General features: G+C 67.0%; 10 protein-coding genes and 1 pseudogene. 3 read left to right on the top strand and 8 right to left on the bottom strand.

The genetic code is table 11. From position 1 onward, the window contains the following. Positions 1 to 167: 167 nt before the first annotated feature. The 4 genes from CDN36_RS17930 to CDN36_RS17915 all read right to left on the bottom strand — a co-directional run bounded on the left by CDN36_RS17930 (position 168) and on the right by CDN36_RS17915 (position 4,980). Positions 168 to 746, bottom strand: coding sequence for a hypothetical protein (locus tag CDN36_RS17930; protein WP_287497475.1), 579 nt, complete (start codon positions 744 to 746; stop codon positions 168 to 170). A 382-nt stretch (positions 747 to 1,128) separates the two neighbouring features. Beyond that, positions 1,129 to 2,571 carry a c-type cytochrome gene (locus CDN36_RS17925; RefSeq protein ID WP_287497474.1) on the bottom strand — a complete coding sequence of 481 codons (1,443 nt, stop codon included), beginning with the start codon at positions 2,569 to 2,571 and terminating at the stop codon, positions 1,129 to 1,131. A gap of 52 nt (positions 2,572 to 2,623) precedes the next feature. Next, the gene (locus CDN36_RS17920; protein ID WP_150553750.1) at positions 2,624 to 4,282 is read right to left on the bottom strand and encodes a GMC family oxidoreductase; all 1,659 of its coding nucleotides are present in this window, start codon (positions 4,280 to 4,282) and stop codon (positions 2,624 to 2,626) included. Further along, positions 4,279 to 4,980, bottom strand: a complete 702-nt coding sequence (locus CDN36_RS17915) for a sugar dehydrogenase complex small subunit (RefSeq protein WP_287497473.1) — start codon at positions 4,978 to 4,980, stop codon at positions 4,279 to 4,281. Before CDN36_RS17915 ends, CDN36_RS17920 begins: the two co-directional genes overlap by 4 nt. A 495-nt stretch (positions 4,981 to 5,475) precedes the next feature. Here CDN36_RS17915 and CDN36_RS17910 point away from each other — a divergent pair, with 495 nt between their 5' ends. The 3 genes from CDN36_RS17910 (at position 5,476) to CDN36_RS17900 (ending at position 8,768) form a co-directional block, all read left to right on the top strand. After that, entirely contained in the window at positions 5,476 to 5,985 is a 510-nt protein-coding gene (locus CDN36_RS17910) for a ferritin-like domain-containing protein (RefSeq protein WP_150553748.1), read from the top strand. Between the two features lie 357 nt (positions 5,986 to 6,342). After that, positions 6,343 to 7,671, top strand: a complete 1,329-nt coding sequence (locus CDN36_RS17905; protein ID WP_150553747.1) for an MFS transporter — start codon at positions 6,343 to 6,345, stop codon at positions 7,669 to 7,671. A gap of 113 nt (positions 7,672 to 7,784) precedes the next feature. Beyond that, entirely contained in the window at positions 7,785 to 8,768 is a 984-nt protein-coding gene (locus CDN36_RS17900) for a M14 family metallopeptidase (RefSeq protein ID WP_150553746.1), read from the top strand. A 3-nt stretch (positions 8,769 to 8,771) separates the two neighbouring features. Here CDN36_RS17900 and CDN36_RS17895 read toward each other — a convergent pair. The 4 genes and pseudogenes from CDN36_RS17895 to CDN36_RS17885 all read right to left on the bottom strand — a co-directional run. Then, positions 8,772 to 9,036: pseudogene (locus CDN36_RS17895) on the bottom strand (GntP family permease); the annotation flags it as partial. Next, a complete protein-coding gene (locus CDN36_RS22600; protein ID WP_241013724.1) occupies positions 8,991 to 9,131 on the bottom strand; it encodes a hypothetical protein in 141 nt (46 codons plus the stop codon). The gene CDN36_RS22600 and the pseudogene CDN36_RS17895, both read right to left, overlap by 46 nt. Beyond that, positions 9,132 to 10,142 (bottom strand): patatin-like phospholipase family protein, encoded by a 1,011-nt coding sequence (locus tag CDN36_RS17890; RefSeq protein ID WP_241013749.1) that lies wholly within the window; start codon positions 10,140 to 10,142, stop codon positions 9,132 to 9,134. A 203-nt stretch (positions 10,143 to 10,345) separates the two neighbouring features. Then, positions 10,346 to 10,744: a winged helix-turn-helix transcriptional regulator gene (locus CDN36_RS17885; RefSeq protein WP_150553744.1), complete on the bottom strand. Its 399-nt coding sequence runs from the start codon at positions 10,742 to 10,744 to the stop codon at positions 10,346 to 10,348. Between the last annotated feature and the right edge of the window lie 32 nt (positions 10,745 to 10,776).

Here is a 10,776-nt window from a genome sequence, read left to right as displayed (position 1 = left end):
ACGCCAGCCCGAACGAATTCGCAAGTATTTCGAGCACGGCCCTGTTCGCTATGCAGCTTGATACAAGTTCACAGGGGCCGGATCAATAGTGAAGAGATTGCGGGTCGTGAGGGCCTCACGAGGGCCGGCGCGAAACCCCCGGCCACTTCTCGTCGGGCGATGCGCTTTCAGAAGCGCCGTTTCACGTACACCGACGCGCCGATGTCATGCTGCCCCAGCACCGGTATCTTGGCGCTGGCCGAGACGGTCCAGTCGTCGGTCTTGAGCGACAGGCCTCGCTTGGGATCCGAGCCGAGCTTGTCGTCGGCATTGTCCCATTGCACGAGCGACAGCCGTGGCGACGTGGAAGGCCCGATCGCCAGATAACGCTGCGCGGGCCTGGCGGCGGGCTCGGCGGGCGTGGTGTCGACCCACCGGGCGTGCCGGATGCTCCCATCGGCGGACGCGGCGCCGTTGATGGCCTCGATACGGGTGTAGAGCAGCGCGCTGTCGTCAGCCCGCGCGCTCACGTCGGGGCCAGGGCGGCCAAACGGATATACCGTGACGGGAACGGCAGGCACCGCGGCGACAGACACAGGGGCCGACGCTGGCGGCACGCTGACCGGCAGCGGCGCGGGGCCAACGTTGGCCAACATCATCTTTTCGGATGATCCCGGGTTGACGCCCTCCGCCGTCGCCACGCCGGTGAGGGCGGCGACACAGGCGCCGATACAACCGCTGGCCATCCACCTGTTCAGGCACGTCATGGACATGCCTCCCGTGAAGGAATGAAACCCCTACATCACGAGCCCAATTTCTACCTTCGCACAACGAATCGTCTTGCGCGGTCTTTGTGCAACTTCCGTACTTAGGAAGTGTAGTCCGTGATTGGCGGTGCGCCACCCCAATTTGCACCGATCCCCCCGCCTTGGCGGTCCCCGAAGGCCGAAGGCCCCGTCCGACGTGAGACTCCGGGCGCGGGGCATGGTGACGCTCCGGGTTTATCCCGATCGTAAGCGCCACCGGCCGTGCGCCGGGGCGTTCATACGCCCTCGGGCGCAGCCGCCGCCACGCCGGACGTCCCCGGACTGACCGACGAGGCGGCGCCCAACCGGGAGTGTCGGCAAAGCTGCGAAACCGGGTCGGGCGTTACCGCGAGCCCGACGGCGCAGGCGGTCGGGGGGGCGGCGTGCGGCTATGGCGCCGGCGCACGATGAATGCCACGGCCGCGAGCATGATGGCGAGCGCGAGCGCCAGCGCCATCACCCACGCTGCCGGAGGCAGGCGCGCGATCAGCGGACGCGGACCGCCGTGCCGTAACGCCGAGACGCGCTCGGCGGACACGGGCTGCGCCTTCGGGTTGCCGTAGTGCGCCGTCACATAATTCGTGATGGCGGCGATGTCTTCGTCGGAGAGCGATGCCACCACGGACTTCTCGTCGAAGCGCGGCATCGCCACGGTCTTGCCGCCCACCGTGCGCGTGACGCCATTGAGGATCGTGGCGACCACGTTCGTCGGATCAGGATGCCCTGTGGTGGTGTTGTGATACAGCGCCGGGTATTGTCCGTCGCGGCTGCCGCCGCCGTCGGGACGGTGGCAGCTCGCGCAGTACGCACTGAAGAGTCGCGCGCCGCCCCTGATCGCGTCGTGCGAGTTGCTCTTCTCGGCGCCCCGCTGTCGGGCCTCGTCGCTATAGGGGCCGCCCAGCGAGAACGCGGCCGTCTGAGGGGCGGCCTGTGGCGAGACGGACGGCACGGTACGCAGATACGCGACGATGGCGTGCAGATCGGCGTCCGTCAGATATTGAAGGCTGTTCTGCACCGCCTCGGCCATCGGTCCCGCGGCATTGGCCTTGCCGGCCAGGCGCCCCGTGCGCAGGTACTCCACCAACGCCTCGTCGCGCCAGCGGCCGATGCCCGAGTCGCCCGAGGTGATGTCCGGCGCGAACCACGGCCCCACCTGGGCGCCCGAGAGCGCCCTGGACGACATCTCGTTCATGAACGCACTGCGCGGCGTATGACACGCGCCGCAGTGCGCCAGTCCGTTGACCAGATAGTTGCCGCGATTGACCTGCTCCGATTTCGATGGATCCGGCCGGAAGCGTTCTCGATCGAGGAACAGCACGTTCCACGCCGCCAGCGTGCTGCGCATGCTGAACGGAAAGGCGAGCTGCGTCTGCGCCGCGCGCACGTCGACCGGTTCGACGCCATGCATGAAGTAGACATAGAGCGCGTGGATGTCTTCGTCCGATACCTTCGCATAGGACGTGTAGGGCATGGCCGGGTAGAGATGCTGTCCGTCGGCCCGAACGCCTTCTCGCACCGCGCGTGCGAACTGCGCTTCCGTGTAGTTGCCGATGCCGGCCTGCTTCGACGGCGTGATGTTGGTCGCGTAAATCGCGCCGAGCGGCGATTCGAGGCTGTAGCCGCCCGCGAACGGCTTGCCGGCAGGGGCGGTGTGACATGCCGCGCAATCGCCCGCGATGGCCAGATACTTGCCACGGGCGAGCGTGGCGTTGTCGGCCGGCGCGCTGGCGGCCTGCCCGGCAAGCGCGGCGCCGCCCGTTGCGAAGAGCGCCAGGCTCAGGGCCACACGCGCGACGCACGTGCGCCGCCCGGCTCGAAGGCGTGGTGTCGGCTTCATGCTAGGTGCGCCCGAGCGTGGCGAGGATGTTGGCGGCGGCCTTCAGGCCGAGCGCAGCCATCGTCAGCGTGCTGTTGACCACACTGGCGGACGGCATCGCACCGCCGCCGGGCAGCCACAGGTTGGCGTGGTCGTGCGCGCGGCAGTTGCCGTCGACGACCGAGTCCTTCGGGCTGGCGCCCATGATCGTGCCGCCCATGATGTGGTTGTTTGCATTGAGCTGCTGCGTGATCTCGAAATCGACCGCATGGAACAGGCTGCCGATATGCTCGAGCTGCGCTTTGCATGCCTGGGCGCCTTGCGTCACGTACTCGCCGACGTCGTAGTAGATGTCCGGGCAGGCGAGGCCCAGCGGGTCGCGCCGGGTCCGGCTCAACGTAAGGCGGTTCGTCGGGTTCGGCAGGGGCTCGAGGCTGATCGACAGATCGACGCCGAAGATGGTGCGCCGCCGGATTTCGTCGTCGAGCGCCTTGCCCACGAGCCCGAGCTTGAGCGCCTGTGTCGCCGCCGGCCCCACGCGCGTGATGTTGTTCAGGATGATCTTGTTGGCGGAGTAGCGCGACCGGAACTCGCCGTCGCGCGCGCCGACCATGCAGCTGCTTTGCGCCGGACCGCGGCCCGTCCATAGTGGCTCGCCGGCGAGGAACGTGCAGTGAAAGCCGGAGTGATCCATCATGTTGCGCCCGACCTGATCGGATGCATTCGCGATGCCGTTCGGATTGCGCGCGTTGGCCGCGAGCAACAGCAGGCGCGGCGTCTCGATGCCGTTGCACGCGAGCACGAAGCACTTGCCCGTGGCCTTGCGGGACTTGCGCGAGGCGTCATACCAATGCACGGCCGTCACGCGATTGGTCTCGTCGGTGTCCACGCGGTATGCGACGGCCTGATCGAGCACCTTCGCGCCCAGCCGCTCCGCGCGCTCGACATGGTGGATGCCGTTGTACATCGCCGAGATCGGGCAGATCGGCTGGCAATTGTTGTTGCCGCAGCAAGCGGGCCGGCCGTCCCACGGCACGACGTTGCGCGCCTGGGGAATCGGCACGAGGCGATAGCCGTGCGGATTCACGATCTCGGCGAAACGCCGGTCGGCGTATCCCCACGGGATCATGTCCATCGGATACGGCTCGCTGCGCTCGGGGGGCGACTGCAGCGCCGGGTCATGCGGACCTGCGACGCCCATCTCGCGCTCGGCCTCGCAATAGAACGGCTCGAGCTCGCGATACTCGATCGGCCAGTCCCGGCCCACGCCATAGGTGCTTTTCATTCGCAAGTCGACGGGCAGATGCCGCCAGCACGACGCCGCCCAGTGCCATGTGGTACCGCCCACCACGCGCAGGTAGCCCTGTTGAAAACCCTGTCCGCTCGGGCCGCTCAGGCCGACGTAGTTGTTCTTCGGAAAATAGAGCGGGGCCGGCGCGAGCGGGGATTGCGGAAAAGGGCTCTGGAAGTCGGACCCGACACGCTGCGCGAACGGAAGGTTGCGCCAGTTCTCGACGGCGCGCCCGCGCTCGATGCGCGGGCCCGCTTCGAGCACGAGCACCGAATAGCCCTGCGCGCTCACGCGCGCGGCGATCATTGCGCCGACAACGCCGGAGCCCACGACGACCACGTCGGCCTGTGCGTCGCCGTTGGCGCTGAATGCGGGGGAGCGTGCCTTCATTGCGTGGACTCCTTCTGGCGGTTCGACGGCGTCGGGGTGGTCTTCGGCGGGGCGGGCTGGTCCGTCGTCGGCACCGGGAAGCCGGTCGTCGGCGCGGGGGTTACCGGGCGGTTGACCGGCGGCGATACCCCCGCGGCCGGCGGCGCCTCCGTCCACCAGGCGGGCCCGCCGCGGCAGTACGTCGGCGGGCTCTGACCGTCGGCCACGGGCTGGTACATCAGCGCGTCGTGATACGCGACGACGGTCGCGTCCGCGCCCTCGCCGACGGTGCCCGTGTACCACGCGGCCACGACCGACAGACACGCGTCGCGAAGTCCTTCCTTCGACGCTGCCGCCAGTAGCGCGTTGGCGTCGTCATTGGCCGCCGCCGCGAGATCGGCCAGCCGGCGGGCGTCGCTCGCGAACGTGTCCGAATGCGCACGAAACGCGAGATAGATGCGGCGGGCCGTCTCGGTGTCGAGCGTCTTATGCCCCGTGATGGCTGTCGAGAACGCGACGAATTGCCGCAGCGCCGCGGCATCGACGGCATTGCCCGCCGCCGCGGCGCTGGCCGCACCGGCGCCCGGCGTCGCGGCGCTCGACGGCGACGCCCATGGACTGCCGCGCAAGGCCAGTTCGGCGGCCGTGCCGGCAAAGGCGAGCATCAACGTGCGTCGCAGCCGATTGACGGTGCGAAAGGGTTTCCCGGGTCTCGGCATGGTCGATCCGTGGCAGGGTTTCCGGAGTGCAAAGCCGGCCGGCTGGCCGTCCGGTTCTGCATCAGGCAAGTTGCGTGCCTTCGTGTGTCTTTGTGTGCCTTTGCGTGCCTTTGCGTGCCTCGTGGGCCGTTGCCACCGTGGTAGCCCACGACGCCCCGCAGGTTCGTCGACGTAGCGGGCGAACCGGTTCCCTGTTCCGACGGCGCGCCGCGCCGGGCGTCGCGCGCGGCGTTTTGCCGTTTGCCGTTTGCCGCTTGCCGTCTGGCCGCGTCGGTGCGCGCTTGCGAAAGAGGTGATTTCTACAGACTTGTGCACATTCTCCGTTCCGGCGCGCCGCCGCGGCGGGTGGGTAGCGTCGGCGGCGTGCTGGCACGCCCGTTGCGTGCTTCGGCAGCGAGGTCGCGCCTATCCCTCGACGAGACCTTCGGAGATTCGGGAGGGCGGCGAGTGTGGCAGCCGCCGTCTGGCGCTCATTCAATCCAACAGGAGAGATTCATGAACGAAGCACAGGATCATCTGATCGATTGGCTCCGGGATGCGTATGCGATGGAAAAGCATGCGGAGACGATGCTCAAGGCGCAGGCGTCGCGTCTTGAGCATTACCCCGAACTCAAGGCGCGAATCGAACAGCACATCGAAGAGACGATCGGGCAGCAGAAGTCGCTCGAAGCGTGTCTGGACAGCATGGGCAGCTCGCCTTCGACGATGAAGGACCTTGCCGGACGTATCGGCGCCTTCGGGCAGGCGCTCGGCGGCGGCCTCGCCTCGGACGAGGTGGTCAAGGGGGCCATGGCCGGCTATGTCTTCGAGAACATCGAGATCGCGGCGTACACGACACTGATCGCCGCCGCGCGCACCTGCGGGCGCGACGACGTGCGCGAGACCTGCGAAATGATCTTGCCCCAGGAAGTCGAGATGGCGCGGTGGCTGCTCGAGCATCTGCCGCACGTGACCGGCGCATATCTCACGCGTGACGCGATGGACGAAGACTCGGCGAAGCGATAAATCGCCACGCCGCGTGCGCTGGCGGGTCGTTCGCGTTCGCCGGGACTGCGGCGGCCCCCAACGGGCTCGCGCGCGGCGAGAATACGGTTCCCTCTTGGCCGCGGCTTGCCCGCGGCGTTTTTTTGGCAGGTCGCCGGGCGCTCGACCTGTTGCCCCGCAATCAGCACATTTGCGTGCCGAAACGGCACGAAGCCCGAATTTCTCCCGCCTACACTCCGCTTCCTGAGACTGGCCGGTGGCCCGCGCGCCTCATGAATGGGCCCCATGCAGCTGATGCGCCTCATGCGCCTCATGCGCCGCGCGTGCGGCCGCCACACACTTCGACTTCAATGCCAGCCACCCCCAGAGGAGCAGGGTATGACCAGCAGCACCGCCAAACCGGCACAACACAATCCGTGGCGCGAAATCTGCGCCGCGAGCATCGGCAATGCACTTGAGTTCTACGACTTGCTGATCTATGGCTACTTCGCCATCGTGATCGGCCAGTTGTTCTTCCCCGCGCACGACGCGACCACCTCGCTGCTGCTGTCCGTCGGCACGTTCGGGATCTCGTTCGTCACGCGTCCGCTCGGTTCCATCATTCTCGGCAGCTACGCCGACCGCGCCGGCCGCAAGGCTTCGCTCACGGTCTCCATCGGCCTGATGATGCTCGGCACCGCCATGATCGCGTTTGCGCCGACTTATGAGCAGATCGGCATAGCCTCGCCGCTCATCATCATCGTGGCGCGCATGCTGCAGGGCTTCTCCACCGGCGGTGAATTCGGCGCGGCCACGGCGTTCATGGTCGAGCACGCCGACGCCAGGCGCCGCGGTTTCTTCGCCAGTTGGCAGATGTCTACGCAGGGGCTGGCCACGGTGCTCGCCGCCGGCGTCTCCGCGCTGCTCAGCCTGTTGCTGAGCGCCGACCAACTGAGCGCGTGGGGCTGGCGCATCGCCTTCGCCGTGGGGCTGCTTATCGGCCCGGTCGGCCTCTACATTCGCCGCAACATCGACGAAACCGCCGACTTCAAGAAGCTCGGCGAGAAGCAGCGCGAGAAGTCGCCGCTGCGCGAAGTCTTCGGCCGCGATCGCGCCAACATGCTGCTCGGCGCCGGCGTCGTGGCCGCGGCCACCGCGTTCAACTACGTCCACAAGCTGTACATGCCCACGTATGCGGTGAAGCAACTTCACATTCCGGCGACGTCGTCGTTCCTCGGCGCGGTCGTGACCGGCGTGATGCTGATGATCGCGGCGCCGGTCGTCGGCCATCTGTCCGACAGGTTCGGCCGCATTCGCGTGATGCTCTGGGCGCTGATTCTGGTGGGCGTGACGACGTATCCGCTGTTCGTGCTGCTCAATCGCTATCCGACGTTCCAGACGCTGCTGATGGTGCAGGCGCTCGTCGGCCTGCTCATCGCCGTGAGCCTCGCGCCGCTGCCCGCGCTTCTCGCCGACATCTTCCCGACGAGCACTCGCGGCACGGGCCTGGCGCTGTCGTACAACTTTTCGGTAACGGTGTTCGGCGGTTTTGCCCCGCTGATCGTGACCTGGCTCATCGACGCCACGCACAACAAACTCGCCCCGAGCTTCTACGTCATGGCGACAGCCGTGCTCAGCATCTGCGCCGTGATCTCGCTGGGGCGCCGCGTGCGTGCAGGCAAGATCGTCGGCATTGCGCACGGTTCGACGCGTGCATCGAAGGCCTGACCGGCCGGCGCACCGACCATCGACTGATTGATTTTCGCCGCAACGACGACGTCCGCCGCTTCTGCTGCCGCGACGTCGTCTTTTTTTCGGCATCCCCTTGCGGAGCATTTTCCATGACCACGCTTGAAGCCATCCGCGCCGCCCTGCCGGCGTACCCGATCGAAGTCTCGTTTCCCGACATCACCCGCTGGCGCGAAGGCAACACCGGCATCGACTATCTGCATACGTTCGATAGCGGCAAGCCCGGCCGGCACGTCATGATTCTTGCACTCACGCACGGCAACGAAGTGAGTGGCGCCATTGCCGTGGACGCGCTGCTCGCCGCGGGCGTGCGCCCTTCGGCCGGCCGTCTGTCGCTGGGCTTCGGCAACGTCGGCGCGTATGAAGCGTTCAATGCCGAGAACGCCGATGCGACCCGTTTTCTCGATGAAGACATGAACCGCGTCTGGTCGCCGGCGGCGCTCGACGGCGAGCGCCAAAGCCGTGAGCTGGCGCGAGCGCGCGCCATGCGTGCGCTCATCGATACGGTCGATCTGCTGCTCGACATTCACTCGATGCACGAAGCCTCGGCGCCGCTGATGATGACCGGCCCGCTCGAGAAGGCCATCGCACTGGCCGCCGAGATCGGCACGCCCGAGCATGTGATCATCGACAAGGGACACGCCAACGGCACGCGCATGCGCGACTACGGCGGTTTTGGCGATCCGGCAAGCCCGAAGAACGCGCTGCTCATCGAGACGGGCCAGCACTTTGCGGCCAGCGCGCGCGACGTCGCGCTCGACGCGGCCGCGCGTTTCCTGCTCCACGCGGGCGTGGTGTCGGCGCAGGACGTGGCAGCGTGGCTCACGCTGCCGAAGCCGGCGCGCCAGAAGTTCGTGGAAATCACGCAGCCCGTGGTGGCGCGCTCGATGGACTTCCGCTTCTCGCAGCCGTTCAAGGGACTGGAGGTGATCGAAAAGGCCGGCACGGAGATCGCGCGCGACGGCGACGAGATCATCGTCACGCCCTACGACAACTGCGTTATCGTGCAGCCGTCGATGCGCCATCTCGGCGTGAATGTCACGATGATGCGTCTGGGACGCCTGCTCGATCGCTGAGCCCGAGGCCATCAGGCCGAGTCCCGGTGCCGCGAACGGGGTCGTGCCGGAAAAAAAGTATTGGAATGGCGTTCTGGAGGGCGGGCGTGCCGGGCATGGCGGACATCGTGAAGGTAGAGGCGCCCAGCGCAATGGCAGCCGGCATCAACCGCACCGGGATGTCGGCCTCGCGAAAGAGCGCATGCGCCATGGGGGCCAGCACGAAGAAGGCCGCGAACAGGCTCATGCCGCCGTAAGTGACGAACGCACCGCCCAGCCCCACTGCGAGATCGCCCGCCGCGGGCGCGGCAGCAGCACGGTCCAGCCGCGATAGGCGAGCCAGACGAGTAACCCCAGGCCGATCAGGATGCCGGCGAGCTCCATTCAGGGCGCCTGTGCGAGCGGATCGAGGCCAATGTCCAGATCGAGCGTCGCGCGACGCCCGATGTCTGCGCCGTGCCGTTGCAGGAAGGCGTCCGCGCAGCGTCGCCCCTCGTCGCGCAGCATCACCAGAAAATCCCATTCGGCGGAGAGTTTCGACGAGTAGCCGAGCGAGGTCATCATGTCGCTCGCGATGCGGTGCATGCGCATCTGCGCCCAGCGCCTGCCTTCGTCGCTGCCCGCGTCCACGACCTGGCGCAGCACTGCGATCATGCGCAATTCCTTGAGCAGCGTGGCGTTGAACGACACTTCGTTGACGCGGTTCAGGATGTCGCGCGCCGAGCGCGGCACTTCGGCGCGCTCGACGGGGTTGACCTGTACGAGAATGGTGTCGCACGACACCGTCTCGCGCACCAGTGGCGTGATCGACGGATTGCCCGCGTAGCCGCCGTCCCAGTACGATTCGCCGTCGATGTCGATGGCGCGATAGAGCATTGGCAGACACGCGGATGCGAGGAGCACGTCGGCCGTCATCTCGGCGTTGCGAAAGACGCGCCCGCGTCCGGTGCGCACGTTCGTCGCGGTGATGAAAAGCTGAATCGGGCAGGCGCCGATACCGTCGAAATCGATGTGGTCGGCGAGCAGCCGACGCAGCGGATTGAATTCGAGCGGTGCGAGATCGTAGGGCGACACGACGCGTGCAGCCAGATCGAAAAACATGAAGAACGGTGAATTGTCGAGCGACCAGCGGCCCAGCACGATGTCGAGAGGGGTGCGACGCAACGGACTGAACCGGCCGGCGTGAGCGACGTCACGCCAGAAACGCTCGAGCGCGCCGCGGGCTGCGTCTGGGCCGCCACGGGCATAGCCGGTCGCGAGCACTGCGGCGTTCATGGCACCGGCCGACGTGCCGGAGATGCCTTCGATGTGAAAGGGCGAGGTGTGGGAGATCTCTTCAAGCAGTCGGTCGAGCACGCCCCATGTGAACGCGCCGTGCGCGCCGCCGCCCTGCAGCGCAAGGTCGACGGGCAGGGTGCCGGATGCGCGCGCCGTTGCGCGGGCGTTCGCTGACGCCCGCGTGGCGACACGGGCTTTCTGGTGGCTTGGCATGATCCCTCGGCGATGCGGCGCGAGGCCAGTCGGCGCCGGCCGCGGAGTTCGTGACGAGAGTACGGCTGCAGGCGCGACGCACTTTGCGCTGCAACATGGCCACTCTGTCAGATAACCGTGAAATCGGCAACCGCGGGAGAGGGGCTGCGCTTACCGCGGCGCAGACTCAATTGTGCGAGGACGTCTGCATGCTGGTTGCCCCATCGGTAAAGCATTTCGATCGGCTCGATGAAGAGCTCGCCCAGCGGCGTGAGCGAGTATTCGACCTTGGGCGGGACCACCGCGTAGACCTCGCGGTGAATCAGACCATCCCGCTCGAGCTCGCGCAGCGTCTGCGTGAGCATCTTCTTGGAAATGCCGGGCAGGCGGCGCTGCAACTCGCCGGTGCGCGTGGTGCCGCACTGCAAGGCGTAGAGCACCATGCTCGTCCACTTCACGCTGAAGAGTTCCAGCACGCGGCGCGGCACACACGTCTCTTCGAAAACGAACGGTTCGGGTTTGCTCATGGTAACCAAATGGTGACTATTCAACTAAAGGG

Source organism: Pandoraea sp. CB10b_02 (assembly GCF_002216225.1).
Lineage (GTDB): Bacteria > Pseudomonadota > Gammaproteobacteria > Burkholderiales > Burkholderiaceae > Pandoraea > Pandoraea nosoerga.
This window is presented reverse-complemented; position numbering and strand designations above follow the sequence as displayed.

Excerpts from the sequence above, each read along its gene's own strand:
- CDN36_RS17920 (WP_150553750.1), bottom strand. The coding sequence starts at position 4,282 with ATGAAGGCACGCTCCCCCGCATTCAGCGCCAACGGCGACGCACAGGCC.
- CDN36_RS17910 (WP_150553748.1), top strand. The coding sequence starts at position 5,476 with ATGAACGAAGCACAGGATCATCTGATCGATTGGCTCCGGGATGCGTAT.
- CDN36_RS17900 (WP_150553746.1), top strand. The coding sequence starts at position 7,785 with ATGACCACGCTTGAAGCCATCCGCGCCGCCCTGCCGGCGTACCCGATC.
- CDN36_RS17930 (WP_287497475.1), bottom strand. The coding sequence starts at position 746 with ATGACGTGCCTGAACAGGTGGATGGCCAGCGGTTGTATCGGCGCCTGT.
- CDN36_RS17915 (WP_287497473.1), bottom strand. The coding sequence starts at position 4,980 with ATGCCGAGACCCGGGAAACCCTTTCGCACCGTCAATCGGCTGCGACGC.
- CDN36_RS17905 (WP_150553747.1), top strand. The coding sequence starts at position 6,343 with ATGACCAGCAGCACCGCCAAACCGGCACAACACAATCCGTGGCGCGAA.
- CDN36_RS22600 (WP_241013724.1), bottom strand. The coding sequence starts at position 9,131 with ATGGAGCTCGCCGGCATCCTGATCGGCCTGGGGTTACTCGTCTGGCTC.
- CDN36_RS17885 (WP_150553744.1), bottom strand. The coding sequence starts at position 10,744 with ATGAGCAAACCCGAACCGTTCGTTTTCGAAGAGACGTGTGTGCCGCGC.